A 13946-nucleotide genomic window follows, 5' to 3' on the forward strand; every position below is an offset into this window, starting at 1 on the left:
CCCCTCACCTCGGAGGATCCAGCTGGTTTTGATGGAAGGCCTTGGTGTAGGCCGCGGTCGTGGCTCCTTGACTTTGATCATGGTCGCTTGTGCCAGTCGGAACCCGTGCCGGCCGTAGCAGCCTGCGGGATCGGCTCGCCGCGCGGCGGGATCGCGTCCGCCTCGGCCGCGTCGATCGCCCCGAGCGAACCGTCGGCCGCGCTCCGCGCGATGGCCGACATGGACCGCAGCGCCGAATCGATCTGCGCCTGCTCATGCTGCGGGCCCATGTCGCTGAGCTCGATTAGCACGCTGCCGCTGCCGCGCAGGCCGTAGGCGTTGCGGGCGATACCCTGGTAGTCGCCGCCTGGGTACTGCGAAACGTTCGCCCCGCCACCGGTCATCGACCGCTGCGCCACCACCGAGATCTGCTTGGCCAGCCCGAGGTCGCTCGACGTAACGCCCGGGTTCGTCGGCCACATCAGCGATGCGGTGATCTCGCGTCCGCCATCGTCGACGTAGCGGCCCTGCATGTGGTAGTCGACCACGATCTGCGGCTGGAACTCCGCGTAGTGGCGCTGGATCAGGCCCGCCTCGGTGGCGGGGTTGTTCTCGGGCGCGACCGCCGGGTCGTGGTAGCGGTTGATGTCGTAGCCCTTGCCCGTCTCGCCGTACTCCGGAGCCGCGTTTGGAGCGTAGTTGTACCGCCAGTTCAGCTCGTGGCCGTCCGGGTTGGCCCGCACCACGATGTCAACGGTCACCTGCGACCGCAGCCAGCGCTGGTAGCGGCTGTGCCCGACCCCGACCTCGCGCAGGAACTCCAGTGCGGCCGGGGTGCCGAGCGGCTCGTCGCCGTGCTGCTGGGTGACGTAGAGGATGCGCAGCGGGCCGTCGCCGACCCGCGCGCTCCACACCGGCCGGCCCTGGTTGGACTTGCCGATTGCGGAGACCTCGATCGCGCCGTGGCTTAGCCTCTGGAGTTCGCCCAACTTCCGGGCCAACTCGGCGGTGCTGGGCCGGGCATCGATCCGGCCGGGCGGCGCCGCTTGGGACGGCGCGACGAACCCCAGCACGGAAAGGACTGCTACGACAACGGAAAGCAGCGCTATGCGCGTCGACTTCGCCATGACGCAGGAGTTTGCCCCGCCGAACGACCGAACCACAAGATCGGCAGCCCGATTGCGTTGCGCAAGCAGGCGAACCGACGGAGGTGCGGCCAAGCTCCGCTCAACCGCACCGCCGCGCAAAAACGGGTTCTACCTGGCCTGCTTCTCGTAGCCGACGAGACGGACGCAGACGGTGAGCCCCTCGATCGCCCGCTCCAGCTCTTCCAGCCCCGGGTAGCTCGGCCCGATGCGGATGAAGGCGTCGCGCGGGTCGTCGCCGTACGGGTGCGTCGCGCCGGCCGGGGTCAGCGCGATGCCGACCTCCTTGGCACGGCGCACGACCTCCTTGGCGCACCGGTCCTGCACCTCCAGGGACACGAAGTACCCGCCCTTGGGCGAGGTCCAGGTGGCGAGCCCGGTCCCGCCGAGTTCCGCCTCCAGGACCCGCGCCACCGCCTCGAACTTGGGCTGCAGCAGGCCGCGCTGGCGCTCCATGTGGGCCCGCACCCCGTCCGCGTCCCGCAGGAAGATGGCGTGCCGCAGCTGGTTGATCTTGTCGGGGCCGATCGACCGCTTGGAGTTGTTGCCCAGCAGCCATTGCACGTTCGCGGGCGACGTCGCCGAAGGCCTCGCGCATGATTCGCACGTAGTCCTTCGTATGCGCACTACGTCGAGCGAGGTAGAACAACTGCCGCTCGCCGACCGACGACATCCGAGGTCGCCGAACCGAAGCTTGAGCAGCAAGTGGATGCGGCTTCGGAGGTGGCAGTGATGTTGACCGAGTTCTTGGCGCAGTGGGGCCCCGGCTGGCACGGAGCGCATAGCGGCCCGGGTTGGATCTTCGGGTTGTTCTTCCTGCTATTGATCGTCGCCCTGATCGCCACCGCGATCTGGCTGGCGGTTCGCGGCCGGCCGCGGCAGCGCTCCGGCGTCGAGCGGGCGAAGGAGATCTTGTCCGAGCGCTTCGCCCGGGGCGAGATCAGCTCCGACGAGTACCGCGAGCGACTCAACGAGCTGGGCTGATCCCGATGGCCGCCGGAAGTGGTTTCCGGCGGCCGAGCTCATCGCTGCCTCGACGCGCGATCGGCGCAGGAAGCAGGCTGAACATGACTAGATCGGCGGGGCGGGCACGGCGGGGCTGGCTGCTGCTGGGCACTGCGGTCGTCGCCGCGACCGCCCTGGTCATGCCCTACTTGTTGCTCGACGTGGACGCCAGCCGGATCCAGGTGCGCAACGAACTGCACTGGATCTTGCTGGCCGTGCACATCTTCACCGCTGCGGTGGCCCTCGTGCTCGGGCCGCTGCAGTTCCTCCCAGCGCTGCGGGCTCGCCACCGGCTGCACCGAACGATCGGTCGGACCTATCTGCTCGCGGGGATGCTGCCGGCGGGCTTGGCCGGCATCCCCGTGGCGCTGATGTCCGAGCACGCCCTAACCAGGGTCGGCCTGCTCATCCCGGCCGTCGGCTGGCTGGTGACAGGTGCCCTGGCGGCCCGGGCGGCGCGGCGCCGGGACTTTGCCGCTCACCGGGCCTGGATGCTGCGCAACTACGCGCTGACCTTCCTGGCGGTGACCTCGCGCGTCGTCGTGCCGCTGCTGCTGCTCGCCCAGATCCCGTTCATCGGCACGATGTACGGAGGTTCGGTACCGGCGGCGGTCCAGGCGACCATCCCGATCGGGCAGTGGCTTGGCTGGATAATCAACCTGATCATCGTGGAGTCGTTCCTCCGCCGGGAGCGTTCCCGCGCAGCAGCGAACAGCGTTGGCGGCACCGTTGCGCAACGATCGGGGCCGTGAGTCTTTTGGGCAGCTATTACCCTGCGCCGCGTCGGCTGACGGGTGGGCGGTCTCCACTCACAAGGGAGGGGTTGCCTGATACCGCGCAGCGGTCGACGGCAAGAGGACTGCCCGGAGCGGCAGCACGACCGCTTCACCGCTTCCCGCGGACTTGCCGGGGCGGGGCGGTGAGCGCCGCAGAAGACTTCGGGGCTTTGACTCTCAGCCTTTTACACCTAATTAGCCGATGATCGAATCCGGTACGGCCATTCGACCCGAACTGGATCGGGCTTTCGTTCCTGCGCAACCCGATGGGTTCCTCCAACCTGGCCAGGTTCGGCTACTCCTTCGACGACACCTGGCGACGTCGGCGATTTCTCCAACGCGCACGACCGGTTCGACCCGGCAGGATGGTCGCCGAGAGCGGCCTGCGCACACGGGCGGGTGCCAGACAAGAACACCTGGCACCCGCCCTCGGGTGTTGACTGCACTCCAGCCCAACCGCCACCATTGCGCCATGCGCAGTATGGTGCGCATTGAGCAACAGTTCCGGGATGTCAGCTGGTTGGGAGTTGCCGATGAGGATATTGCTCGCCGACGCCTTCCCCGCTGCTCACCTGGCCGAGCTGACCGAGCTGGGCCACGACTGCGATTACCGGCCGGACGCCACGACCGATCAGCTCGCCGAGCGACTCACCGGATGCGAGGCGCTGGTGGTCCGCAGCACCCGTGTGCCCGCCTCTGCGCTCGACGCCGCCGACGCGCTGCGGCTGGTCATCAGGGCGGGATCCGGCACCAACACGATCGACTGCGAGGCCGCGTCCAGGCTCGGGATTCACGTGTGCAACGTGCCCGGGCGCAACGCGGTCGCGGTTGCCGAGCTCGCCTTCGCCCTGTTGCTCGCGTTGGATCGCAGCATCTGCGACAACGTCGCAGACCTGCGGGCGGGGCGCTGGGACAAGAAGCGGTATTCGCGCGCACGAGGAATCCTCGGCCGCCGGGTCGGCGTCATCGGACTGGGCCAGATCGGGTTGGCGTTCGCCGAACGCGCGGCCGCATTCGGGATGGAGGTGCACGCCGTGGCCAAACCAGGGCGCCCGCAGGAGACCCTGAACCGCGCCAGCTCGATCGGCGTGCGCTTCGTCGACGACCTGCATACCCTCGCGCGGACCTGCGACGTCCTTTCGCTGCACGTGCCTGCGACCGACAACACCCGGCGCCTGATCGACGCCGACCTGCTCGCCGAGGTGCAGCCGGGCACGATCATCCTGAACACCTCGCGCGGGGATCTCATCGACGACGACGCGCTCATCGAAGCCATGGAGAATAAGGACATCCGCGCCGGTCTCGACGTCTACGCGGACGAGCCCGCAACGAGCACGGGACACATCGAGTCCAGGCTGGCCAAGCACCCGAACGTCTACGGCACCCATCACATCGGGGCCTCCACCGAACAGGCTCAACAGGCAGTCGCGGCGGAAGTGGTGCGAATGGTGGAGGCTTTAGCCTCGGGCACGGTGCTGCACTGCGTGAACCTCGAAGAGTCGCGTTCCCCGCAGTCCGCAACGCATCTCGGCGACGGCTCATGAACACCGCCCGGCAGGGCGCATCGGAGCGCACCGGGATCACCGCACGGCCGCCGCGTGTGCTGTTGCACGGGAGCGCGCTGTCCGAACCGGCGGTCGTGGTTTACCGGGTAGAGACCGATCGGCACCGGCAGACCGGGGTCGTGGTTGAGGTGTCGATCGATGACTACCGGCGGGGCCGGATCCGCCGCCACGAAGCCGCCCAACCGTCCCGTGTGCGCGAACTCGACGAGCAGACCGAGGCCACGGGGATGGAGCGGATGCCCGTGATGCTGATCCACAGAGAACATCTGCACGCCCGGATCGCCGAGATCACCGCCGATGTTCCCGCCGCGCGCCTGACCGGCGGCGGCGTCACCCACACCGTCTGGGTCCGGCACGACGAGACCCGCGCGTGGGCGCTGTGTGATGAGATCGGCCGCATCGGCGACCTCTACATCGCCGACGGCCACCACCGGATGCTGGCCGCCGAGCGCTACGCCGCACGGCACGGCCACCTCGGGCCGGACCACCCCAGCGCCTTCACCCTCGCAGCGCTGTTCCCCAGCGACGAGATGCGCATCCTGGGATACCACCGCTGTTTCGCGCTGACGCCGGGCACGTCCACCCGGGATGTGCTGGATCGTCTCGCCGACCACCCGCTGACCGAGCGGATCGAGGAATTCCCGGTGGCGGAGACGGAATCTGGCGTGGTGGCAGTCGGTCTCGGCGACCGCTGGTACCGGCTGCGACTGCGCACCGCAGGAGTCCTCGACGCCTTCGCCGTCGAGCAAGACCTCCTGCCGAAGCTGCACGACCTCGTGGACCACCAGATCGAGGCGACGCCAAACCTGCACCACGCCGTGGAAACCTGCTGGTGCAGTAAAGAGAACGCGCTCCGGCTGATCCCGCACCCACCGACGGTCGACCAGGTGATGGCGACCTCGGACTCGGGCCGGACGATGCCGCCGAAGTCGACCTGGTTCGACCCGAAACCCGTCCCAGACCTGTTCCACCGCCCGCTCACCTAACCCGGCACCTGCGAAAGTGCGGTGAACCCGGCGGGGCGAGTCGGAAGTTCCCCTACACCTGCGACGGAAACCTCACTACGATCACGCGTCGACCGGCGTCGATCAGGAGGTTCTGCGGTGACGGGCATTGCGGTGAATGGAAGAACGCGTAGGAAGCAAACCCAACCGCCGAACAGCGCGCGTCCGGGAAAACCGGGAAAGTTGTCATTCGCCGTGAGCACGGTCGCAGGTGCCGCCCTGCTGGCCGTCGGCCTTCCCCCGGCCGCATGGGCGGAACCTCCGGCCGCGCTGCCCGCGAGTTTCGACGAGGCCGACGGCAGGTGGCAACCGGCCTTCGACTACGACGGCGACGGCTGCTATCCCACCCCGGCCGTCGGTCCCGCCGGGGCGATCGCCGAGGGGTTGACGCCCTCCGGCCCCCTCAACGGGAACTGCCACGACCAGTCCGACCTCGACAACACCAACTCCTACTCCCACGCCAAGTGCAACGACAACGGCTGGTGCGCCTACCTATACGACCTGTACTTCGAGAAGGACCAGGCGCTCGACGGCGTGAACGACGCCTTCGGGCATCGGCACGACATCGAGCACGTCGTGGTGTGGGTGAACCAGGGCGAGGCGCAGTACGTTTCGACCTCGGCGCACGGGAACTACGACAAGCACCGCAGTTCCGAGGTCTCTTGGGAAGGAACGCACCCCAAGATCGTCTACCACAAGGACGGCGTCAGCACCCACTGCTTCCGCCTGGCCAATCACGACGAGCAGCCGGAGAACCACTACGGCACGTGGCAGTACCCGGACCTGGTCAGCTGGAACAACTTCCCGTCTGGCATTCGGGACAAGCTGACCGGCGCCGACTTCGGCAAGGCCAATCTGGGGATCAAGGATGGCGCCTTCGAAAGGAATCTCGAGAAGGCCAAGCCCGACGATGTTGCGTTCAACTCCTACGAGTGATCGTGGGGCCGGAGGACGGCCGCGGCGAGGGAGTCCGGGACTCCTCGAGGATCCAGTGGCTGACACCGTCGAGTTGCACGAATCGGTACGGCGCCGCCACATGGTCGCCGTATCTCTCGGCACCCGCTCGCCCCAGCACCGCGTCACCGGTGCTCCACACGTACGTCGCCGGGACCATGACGGCCGCGAGTTCGTTGATGTCGCGACTCATCGCGCGGACCAGTTCAAGCCCGGCTCGCTGAGGACTCGGACGAGCTCGTCCACGAGCTCCGCGGGAACCGCGTCGCCGAACAAGCCGCGCGGCCGCTTCACCCATCGGCCAGCAGCATGCGCTCCGCCTTGCCCTCCTAACGGAAGAGCTTGATGTACTCGGAGCGGCGCTGCTGGCCCGCATCGTTGCCCAGTGCCCAGCCGAAGGCCGCCGGGTGCGGCACGGACACGCCGGTCATCGTTGCCACGCGATCCGGGTGCGCACCGGCGAGATGCCACGCCACCGCCGAGCTCCAGTCGTGACCGACGACGTCCACTGAGGACAATCTCAGCGCGTCGAGGACGCCCACCGCGTCGGCAACGAGGTGTGGCACGGAGTACTGGTCGTCGCCGTGGGCCCGGCGCCGGAGGAGTAGCCGCGCTGGTTCGGCGCGATCGTGCGCCGGCCTCGACCAGTCGAGCCGAGACGAGCTCACAGCTGCGCGCGGTCTCCGCGAAGCCGTGCAGCAGCAGCGCCGGGCGCCCCTGCGAGCCACCGGAGAGGACGAACTGAGGTCAGCGATCCGACGTCGATCCGTTCGTCGTTGCTCGAAACATCCTGCGGCATCAGACGTCGCTCCGAGCCCGGGTCCGCATCCGGGTCGTTCACCGGAACGCCCGTCCATACCACCCGGTCGGTATGCTGTGCCGGTGCCAGGCCTGGCGGGTCCACTGAGGACAGCGATGAGCTCCCGGGACCGAGCCAGCTCGCCGTCAAAGCGGCGAGTTCGCCTCCGCCGCCGGAGCGACGGGCAAGATCCCGGCCGCGGTCTTGGTGATCGCCTCGTGCACGCGGGCGATCGTGCGGTTGGCCCGCCCACCTGATCGTGTGACGGCGAGGATCCGGCGGGCAGGGGTGGGCTCCCCGTGCAGGCGGATGCGCGCGACCGGCCATTCGCGGTGCAGCCGGGCCAGCCGGGGCACCAGGATGACGCCGAAACCGTGGGCGACCATGGCAGTGCCGGTGTCCCATTCGTCCGCGTAATGCGCGATGTCCGGGCTGAAGCCCGCCGCCATGCACGCGGTGATCACCAGGTGGTGGTAGGTGCTGTCCGGGCGGCCCACGATCCACGACTCGTTCGCGGCGTCGGCCAATGTCACCACCGGGCGAGCCGCCAACGGGTGGCCCGCGGGCGTGACCAGGTCGAGCGGGTCGTCGAGCAGCGGCAGCTGGTCGAAGCGCGAGTCCGACAGCGGTGGGGTGTCGGCGGTGACGATCACGAGAGCGAGATCGGCATCGCCGGCGAGCAGCAGGTCGAAGCAGCGGGCGGGCTCGGCTTCGATCAGCCGCACGCGCAGGTTCGGAAAGCTGTCGCGCAGTTCTGCGGCTGCAGGTGGCAGCAGATGCGTTGCAGCGGTGGAGAAACCGCACAGCGTGACCGTTCCGCCGGGCTCGTCGGCGAGTGCCGCCAGATCGGCTTGCGCGCGCTCCCACTGTGCGAAGAGCAGCTCGGCGTGCCGCAGCAGCGCCCGGGCGGCCGAGGTCAGCCGAATCCGGCGGCCCTGCGGCACTACCAGCTCCACGCCGAGCTCGGCCGCCAGCTGGCGGAGCTGGTATGAGACGGCCGAAGGCGTGTAGTGCAGCGCCTGGGCCGCGGCCGTGACGGTGCCGTGCTTGGCGACGAGCTGCAGCATCCGGAGCCGACTGTCAATCATGAAAGCAGTTTGCACGATTTCCTGCATGAACGTTTGATTGTCCGCCGGCCGTGCGAGCCCCACGCTTGCGGTGTGCCGGTCTCCGGCAGCGCGCGCTCTTCAATCCGAACGGAATTCGCGAGGAGTAGAAGTGACTGCACTCCCAGACATCGCGGCAACGCCGGCGGAACTTGTCGATCGCCGGACGGTCGGGCGCAGCCTGGAAGCGCCGTTCTACACCAGCCCGGAGTTCTTCGACCTGGACGTCGCGGCGATCTTCGCCGAGCACTGGATCTTCGTGGCGACCGAGGCCGAACTCCCCGAACCCGGCGACTACGTCACGATCGCGCTCGGGCAATACTCGATCGTCGTCGTGCGCGACGACGACGAGAACCTCCGGTCGTTCCACAACATCTGCCGGCACCGCGGCGCACGGATCCTGCAGCAGGAACGCGGATCGGTCGGGAACATCGTCTGCGGATACCACAAGTGGACCTACGGCACCGACGGCACGCTGCTGCACGCGCCGTCCCAGCCGCAGGGCTTCGACCCCGGCTGCTTCGGCCTCAAACGGGTGCACGTCCGCAGCGTCGCCGGGCTCGTGTTCGTCTGCCTCGCGCAACGGCCGCCGAGCGACTTCCCCGACGTCGCCGCGCGAATCGAGCCCTACCTGCTGCCACACCAGCTGCGCGGCGCCAAGGTCGCGGCGCAGGTCGACCTCGTCGAAGAGGGCAACTGGAAGCTGGTGATGGAGAACAACCGGGAGTGCTACCACTGCGACGGCCATCCCGAGCTGCTGCGCTCCTTCTTCCCGACCTACGGCTACACCGAGGAGAACCTCCCGCCGCGACTGCGCCCCGCGCACGAGCGCTACCTGCAGGTGGACGCCGAGCTGCGCCAGACTTGCCAGCGCCTCGGGCTGCCTTACGAGTTGATCGAGGAACTGGACACCCGCGCCACCGGGTTCCGGATCCAGCGCGACGCGCTCAACCTCGCCGGTGAATCCTTCACCGCGGACGGCAAAGCCGCGTCCCGACCGCTACTCGGCGATTTCCCGACGCCCCGGCTCGGCCATCTGGCGCTGCACCTGCAGCCTAACTGCTGGTTCCACTTCGTCAGCGACCACGCGATCACCTTCGCGGTGCTACCGCTGGCCGCTGACCGGACGCTGCTGCGCACCACCTGGCTGGTACACCCGGACGCGGAAGCCGGCGTAACCTACGACCCGGACGAGCTGCTCGCGGTTTGGACGGCCACGAACGAGCAGGACGCGGAGCTCGTCGCCCGAGCGCAGCGCGGGGTCGGCAGCCCGGCGTACGAGCCCGGGCCGTACGCCCCCACCGAGTACCAGGTCGAGGCGTTCTGCAACTGGTACATCACCCGCCTCCGAGCCCACCTGACGCGATGAACGGCGCGCCAACCTTCCGGTCCCTGGTCGGCCGCCGCGACTGGGACGGCGCGGCGGATCAGCAGCTGCTCTGCAAGCAGGTCCAGCAGATCACCAGCGACGTCGCAACGTTCGTCCTCGAACCCGTCGAGCCCCGGCTGTTCCGCCACGACCCGGGGCAGCACCTCGTCGTCACGGTCGAGATCGACGGGCAGGAGATCGAGCGGTGCTACACGATCTCCTCACCACCGACACGTCCGCACCTCGTGGCAATCACCGTGAAGCGGGTTCCCGGCGGGCCCGTCTCGAATTGGCTGCACGACCACCTGGCACCCGGTGCGGTGCTCCGGGCGCAGGGACCGCTCGGCGAGTTCTCGATGGTCCGCCACCCGGCGGACAAGTACCTCTTCCTCTCCGCCGGCAGCGGCGTGACCCCTCTCATGTCGATGACCAGGACGCTGCACGACCTGGCGTCCCCAGCCGACGTGGTCTTCGTGCACAGCGCCCGCACCCCGGACGACATCGTCTTCCGGCAGGAGTTGGCACTCATGGCGGCAACCTCGGAGCGGATCCGGGTCAGCCACATCTGCGAGGCTGACGGGCCGACCGAGCGGTGGGACGGGCATCGCGGGCGCCTGACCACCGACGTGCTGCGGCAGATCGCCCCGGACTTCCTCGACCGCGAAGCGTTCATCTGCGGCCCGGCGGGCTACATGAAAGCCGTGCGCCTGATGCTCGCCAAAGCCGGTTTCCCCATGGACCACTATCACCAGGAGAGCTTCACGATCACCCCGCCCCAGCCGGTGCGCGCGGTGTCCAGTGTGGACGAATCGTTCTCGGTGGAGCTCACCCGCAGCGGGCTGACCATCGAGTGCGCCGCCGGCACGTCCGTGCTCGACGCCGCCGCACTGTCGGGCATTAGCCTGCCGTCGTCCTGCGGGCAAGGCATGTGCGGCACCTGCAAGGCGACGCTGCTCAAGGGCTCCGTCGACATGCAGCACAACGGGGGCATCCGCCCCCGCGACCGAGCCGAGCAGAAGATCCTCCTCTGCTGCTCCAAACCATTGGAGGATTTGGTCATCGACGCATGAGAACCGCCGGCTCCGCCTTGCTACTGACCCGCGAGCACTTTTCGGTGCAATAGCACCCGAAAGGCTCGCGGGCCCCTCGCCACCCGGGCGTCGACCGCTGGCCCGGCGCCAGGCCCGACTGGCCTCAAGAGCCGGGAAGCACTCCGCCTCGCAGTTCCCAGCGGCGGCTGATCGGGTTGCGGACCCAGCGGAGTTCGGTGACCTGCTCCCACGGCTGGAGCGTGTCCAGGTGGCGGGACCACACCAGGTTCTGGGTCGCGAAATACCGCCTGATCCCGGCGAACCGGTCCGGCGTCGGGTTGTCCCGAAGTGGTGTGCGCATCGTGCTCACCTCTGAATTAACGTCCGGTTGATGGCACTCAGTTTGCGATGCACCCATTTCCTGCCAACAGTGGCAGCGACGCCGATGTTCAGCAAAATCCTGCCAGCTATCATCGAGACATGCTTCGTTCAGTGGCTGCGATCGTCTTGGACGGCGCCGCGCCGTTCGAACTCGGTGTGCTGTGCGAGGTCTTCGGCTTGGACCGCACCGCCGATGGCGTGCCACCGATCGAATTTTGGGTGTGCGGTGAGCGCCCCGGGGTGCCGTTGGGCACGTCTGTGGGGATGAGCCTCACCCCCGAGCACGGGCTCGACGGGCTGGATGGGGTCGACGTCGTAGCTGTGCCCGCGTGCCGGATCCGGGACGTCTACCCGCCGGGCGTGCTCGCCGGGCTGCGGGAAGCCGAGGCCCACGGGGCCACAGTGCTTTCGGTGTGCACCGGCGCGTTCGTGCTCGGCTCTGCCGGGATCCTCGACGGTCGCCGCTGCACGACTCACTGGTTCCAGGCGGCCGATTTCCGGCGCCGGTTTCCCGCCGCGCACCTCGACCCGGACGTGCTCTACGTGGACGACGGGAACGTGGTGACGAGTGCGGGCACCGCCGCCGGGATCGATGCCTGCCTGCACCTTGTGCGGCGCGAGCTCGGCTCCGGTGCGGCGATGAAGATCGCCCGGCGGATGGTCGTGCCGCCACAGCGCGACGGCGGGCAGCGCCAGTTCATCGACCTGCCGGTCCCCGAGTGCTCCGCTGACAGCCTGCAGCCGCTGCTGAGCTGGCTGCAGGAGACGCTCGACCGCGAGCACACCGTCGCCAGCCTCGCCAGGCGGGCGCAGATGTCGCAGCGCACCTTCGCGCGGCGGTTCGTCGCCGAAACCGGGACGACCCCGAACCAGTGGCTGGTCACGCAGCGCGTGCTTCACGCCCGGCGGCTCCTCGAAGAAACGGAGCTGGGCATCGACCAGGTCGCGCGTGACTGCGGGTTCAGCACGGCTGCGCTGCTCCGGCACCACTTCCGCCGCATCGTGGGCGTCACACCACGCGACTACCGCCGCACCTTCGCCCGTCCTGCCGTCGCGAGCTTGGGTTGACGAGGTGTTCAGCGGCGGGTTGCGCAAGCAATGCAGGTCGTCGCGGCGGGCAGCGCCTCCAAGCGTTCCGGCGCGATGGGCTTCCCGCAACGCTGACAGATGCCGTAGGTACCCTCGTCCAGCCGCGCGGTGGCCCGTTCCAGCTCGTCGAGCTCCCGCCGGACGTCCGCGAGCAGGCTCTGCGCCTGGGCCCGCTCGTAGGCGAGCGTCGCACCCTCGGGGTCGTGCTCGTCATCGGTGCCGGTCCACGCCGACACTTCGCCGATGGACGCGAGGTGGCGTTCCAGAGCCTCGACGCGCGCCATCGCACTGGCGCGCTCCTCTGCCAGCAATTCCCTCGCCGTCCGCGGTTCGAGCTGAGACGGCGCGTCCTGCGGCGCCCGCTTGCTCATACGAAGTGAACGCCGCCACTCGGTCGGCTATTCCGCCAGTTCACGCGTTTCCCGAGGGCTCGATTACCGCGTCCGCCGCCGGACCCACAGGTCGGCATGCATGGTCAGTCAGTGCTGTTGGTGGCCGCAGCAACGAAAGGCCTCAGCGGCATCTGCGGTCACAACGACACCGATCTCGCCGCTGGCGCACCGCCCAGGACGCCGAAGCTCGGGTGATGAGGGAAGTCCCGACGACCTCGCGCAGGGCACGGTCGGACTGCGCCGACGAGGCAACCCGGAGTACTCGGTTCCTCGCTGGATGGCGGGCGTCATCGCGGCCGACGCGCTGAGGAACGTGCCTCCAGCATGAGTTGGGGTTGAACACCGCCACACTCCCGCCAGGTCATGCGCTGTGGTCGCCGCTGTGCGCGGGCTCGCGCACCTCCACGGGCTCCTCGGGTTTATTCGCGGTCGAACTAAAGCGGGGCAGGCTCGCCACGGTCGTCACCGCCAGGGTGCGGACGATGAAGCCCAGCGACGCGGCGATGCCGATGTCCGGTAGGTACCGCGAAGCGGATCTCGTAGATGTGCGAGCCGTGCAGGGCCTCGATGATCAGCTTCAGCCCAATGAAACCGAGGACCACCGCCAAGCCGTAGCTGAGTTACACCAGGCGGTCCAGCAGCCCGCCGATGACGAAGTAGAGCTGAGCGCGGCCCCATCAGCGCGAAGGCGTTCGCGGTGAAGATGATGAAGCTGTCCTTGGTGAGACCGAAGATCGCGGGCATCGAGTCTAGCGCGAAGATGACGTTGGCGAGCCCGAGCGCGGCGACGACCACGACCATCGGGGTGAACATCCGCCGCCCACTGACCCGGGTGGTCAGTTTGCCGCACGCGATGCTGGTGCTCCTTCGGCACCGCGAACCGCGACATGATGATGACGAACACGAAGAGGTTGTCGATCGAGAGGCTGTACTCGGTCACGTAACCGGCGAAGAACTCCGCGCCGCTGGTGGACCCGCGAAGACGAGCAGGAGCACACCGAAGAGGCCCGCGAGGGCGACGTAGCCGACGCCCCACAGGCTCGCCTCCCAGCCCCGACCGCGTGCGGCCGGCGACCCACGAACGCCAGGTCGCCGACGATGAGCGCGGCCAGCGCCACCAGGGCCGCGATCCACACCCGCACCGGGAAGTTCATCGGCACTCACTCCGTACGCCAACGCCCGTCGGGGCCGGGGGTCGGTTCCGGCGCGACTCGCCACAATCGAAGTTGCATGCAGTATGCTGTCTAATGTTCATGTGTAACTGTTCAGGTCTTGGTGGGTCGTTCGTCGTGGCGGCGGGCGGTCTGAGATGATCTTGGGGTGTCAGGTGCCGAGGGTGTGTCGCTGGAGC

The 13946-nt window shown here is 68.4% G+C and carries 14 protein-coding genes and 2 pseudogenes; 8 read left to right on the plus strand and 8 right to left on the minus strand.

Annotation, left to right across the window (positions count from 1 at the left end):
* Window positions 1-77: 77 nt before the first annotated feature.
* Together ACWDKQ_RS14350 and ACWDKQ_RS14355 are read right to left on the minus strand one after the other, a co-directional pair.
* Window positions 78-1106 carry a M14 family zinc carboxypeptidase gene (locus ACWDKQ_RS14350; RefSeq protein ID WP_450139205.1) on the minus strand — a complete coding sequence of 343 codons (1029 nt, stop codon included), beginning with the start codon at window positions 1104-1106 and terminating at the stop codon, window positions 78-80.
* Between the two features lie 129 nt (window positions 1107-1235).
* Window positions 1236-1700 (minus strand): annotated as a pseudogene (locus ACWDKQ_RS14355) (aminotransferase); the annotation flags it as partial.
* 156 nt (window positions 1701-1856) lie between these two features.
* Between ACWDKQ_RS14355 and ACWDKQ_RS14360 the strand changes: the two are divergent.
* The 5 genes from ACWDKQ_RS14360 (at window position 1857) to ACWDKQ_RS14380 (ending at window position 6410) form a co-directional block, all read left to right on the plus strand.
* The gene (locus ACWDKQ_RS14360) at window positions 1857-2108 is read left to right on the plus strand and encodes an SHOCT domain-containing protein (RefSeq protein ID WP_450139206.1); all 252 of its coding nucleotides are present in this window, start codon (window positions 1857-1859) and stop codon (window positions 2106-2108) included.
* Window positions 2109-2191: 83 nt separating this feature from the next.
* Complete coding sequence (locus tag ACWDKQ_RS14365; RefSeq protein WP_450139207.1) at window positions 2192-2881, plus strand: DUF2306 domain-containing protein; 690 nt, start codon at window positions 2192-2194, stop codon at window positions 2879-2881.
* 557 nt (window positions 2882-3438) lie between these two features.
* Window positions 3439-4449, plus strand: a complete 1011-nt coding sequence (locus ACWDKQ_RS14370; protein ID WP_450139208.1) for an NAD(P)-dependent oxidoreductase — start codon at window positions 3439-3441, stop codon at window positions 4447-4449.
* Window positions 4446-5456, plus strand: a complete 1011-nt coding sequence (locus tag ACWDKQ_RS14375) for a DUF1015 family protein (RefSeq protein WP_450139209.1) — start codon at window positions 4446-4448, stop codon at window positions 5454-5456. The genes ACWDKQ_RS14370 and ACWDKQ_RS14375 overlap by 4 nt, the downstream gene beginning before the upstream one ends.
* Window positions 5457-5669: 213 nt before the next feature.
* Window positions 5670-6410 carry an NPP1 family protein gene (locus ACWDKQ_RS14380; RefSeq protein ID WP_450139210.1) on the plus strand — a complete coding sequence of 247 codons (741 nt, stop codon included), beginning with the start codon at window positions 5670-5672 and terminating at the stop codon, window positions 6408-6410.
* On the opposite strand, the gene ACWDKQ_RS14385 is transcribed toward ACWDKQ_RS14380, so the two are convergent.
* From ACWDKQ_RS14385 to ACWDKQ_RS14395, 3 genes are all read right to left on the minus strand, one after another.
* Window positions 6394-6621 carry an alpha/beta fold hydrolase gene (locus tag ACWDKQ_RS14385; protein ID WP_450139211.1) on the minus strand — a complete coding sequence of 76 codons (228 nt, stop codon included), beginning with the start codon at window positions 6619-6621 and terminating at the stop codon, window positions 6394-6396. The two genes, ACWDKQ_RS14380 and ACWDKQ_RS14385, sit on opposite strands and share 17 nt — an antisense overlap.
* Before the next feature lie 136 nt (window positions 6622-6757).
* A complete protein-coding gene (locus tag ACWDKQ_RS14390) occupies window positions 6758-7285 on the minus strand; it encodes an alpha/beta fold hydrolase (protein WP_450139212.1) in 528 nt (175 codons plus the stop codon).
* 88 nt (window positions 7286-7373) lie between these two features.
* Complete coding sequence (locus ACWDKQ_RS14395) at window positions 7374-8315, minus strand: LysR family transcriptional regulator (protein ID WP_450139220.1); 942 nt, start codon at window positions 8313-8315, stop codon at window positions 7374-7376.
* A gap of 130 nt (window positions 8316-8445) precedes the next feature.
* Between ACWDKQ_RS14395 and ACWDKQ_RS14400 the strand changes: the two genes are divergently transcribed.
* Entirely contained in the window at window positions 8446-9702 is a 1257-nt protein-coding gene (locus ACWDKQ_RS14400) for an aromatic ring-hydroxylating oxygenase subunit alpha (RefSeq protein WP_450139213.1), read from the plus strand.
* Window positions 9699-10772: a 2Fe-2S iron-sulfur cluster-binding protein gene (locus ACWDKQ_RS14405; RefSeq protein ID WP_450139214.1), complete on the plus strand. Its 1074-nt coding sequence runs from the start codon at window positions 9699-9701 to the stop codon at window positions 10770-10772. The genes ACWDKQ_RS14400 and ACWDKQ_RS14405 overlap by 4 nt, the downstream gene beginning before the upstream one ends.
* A 124-nt stretch (window positions 10773-10896) precedes the next feature.
* Here the strand turns inward: ACWDKQ_RS14405 and ACWDKQ_RS14410 are convergent, their stop codons facing one another.
* Window positions 10897-11094: a hypothetical protein gene (locus ACWDKQ_RS14410; RefSeq protein WP_450139215.1), complete on the minus strand. Its 198-nt coding sequence runs from the start codon at window positions 11092-11094 to the stop codon at window positions 10897-10899.
* 119 nt (window positions 11095-11213) lie between these two features.
* On the opposite strand from ACWDKQ_RS14410, the gene ACWDKQ_RS14415 reads away from it, so the two are divergent.
* Window positions 11214-12182 (plus strand): GlxA family transcriptional regulator, encoded by a 969-nt coding sequence (locus tag ACWDKQ_RS14415; protein ID WP_450139216.1) that lies wholly within the window; start codon window positions 11214-11216, stop codon window positions 12180-12182.
* Between the two features lie 8 nt (window positions 12183-12190).
* On the opposite strand, the gene ACWDKQ_RS14420 is transcribed toward ACWDKQ_RS14415, so the two are convergent.
* Both ACWDKQ_RS14420 and ACWDKQ_RS14425 read right to left on the minus strand, forming a co-directional pair.
* Entirely contained in the window at window positions 12191-12574 is a 384-nt protein-coding gene (locus tag ACWDKQ_RS14420) for a TraR/DksA family transcriptional regulator (RefSeq protein ID WP_450139217.1), read from the minus strand.
* A 382-nt stretch (window positions 12575-12956) separates the two neighbouring features.
* Window positions 12957-13749: pseudogene (locus ACWDKQ_RS14425) on the minus strand (TerC family protein).
* Window positions 13750-13946 lie beyond the last annotated feature (197 nt).

This window comes from Saccharopolyspora sp. NPDC000995 (assembly GCF_053599315.1).

What these genes read in the sequence shown, in the direction of transcription:
- ACWDKQ_RS14420 (WP_450139217.1), bottom strand. Translation starts at nt 12,574, where the DNA reads ATGAGCAAGCGGGCGCCGCAGGACGCGCCGTCTCAGCTCGAACCGCGG.
- ACWDKQ_RS14415 (WP_450139216.1), top strand. Translation starts at nt 11,214, where the DNA reads ATGCTTCGTTCAGTGGCTGCGATCGTCTTGGACGGCGCCGCGCCGTTC.
- ACWDKQ_RS14350 (WP_450139205.1), bottom strand. Translation starts at nt 1,106, where the DNA reads ATGGCGAAGTCGACGCGCATAGCGCTGCTTTCCGTTGTCGTAGCAGTC.
- ACWDKQ_RS14370 (WP_450139208.1), top strand. Translation starts at nt 3,439, where the DNA reads ATGAGGATATTGCTCGCCGACGCCTTCCCCGCTGCTCACCTGGCCGAG.
- ACWDKQ_RS14365 (WP_450139207.1), top strand. Translation starts at nt 2,192, where the DNA reads ATGACTAGATCGGCGGGGCGGGCACGGCGGGGCTGGCTGCTGCTGGGC.
- ACWDKQ_RS14385 (WP_450139211.1), bottom strand. Translation starts at nt 6,621, where the DNA reads ATGAGTCGCGACATCAACGAACTCGCGGCCGTCATGGTCCCGGCGACG.
- ACWDKQ_RS14360 (WP_450139206.1), top strand. Translation starts at nt 1,857, where the DNA reads ATGTTGACCGAGTTCTTGGCGCAGTGGGGCCCCGGCTGGCACGGAGCG.
- ACWDKQ_RS14375 (WP_450139209.1), top strand. Translation starts at nt 4,446, where the DNA reads ATGAACACCGCCCGGCAGGGCGCATCGGAGCGCACCGGGATCACCGCA.
- ACWDKQ_RS14395 (WP_450139220.1), bottom strand. Translation starts at nt 8,315, where the DNA reads ATGATTGACAGTCGGCTCCGGATGCTGCAGCTCGTCGCCAAGCACGGC.
- ACWDKQ_RS14390 (WP_450139212.1), bottom strand. Translation starts at nt 7,285, where the DNA reads ATGGACGGGCGTTCCGGTGAACGACCCGGATGCGGACCCGGGCTCGGA.
- ACWDKQ_RS14410 (WP_450139215.1), bottom strand. Translation starts at nt 11,094, where the DNA reads ATGCGCACACCACTTCGGGACAACCCGACGCCGGACCGGTTCGCCGGG.
- ACWDKQ_RS14405 (WP_450139214.1), top strand. Translation starts at nt 9,699, where the DNA reads ATGAACGGCGCGCCAACCTTCCGGTCCCTGGTCGGCCGCCGCGACTGG.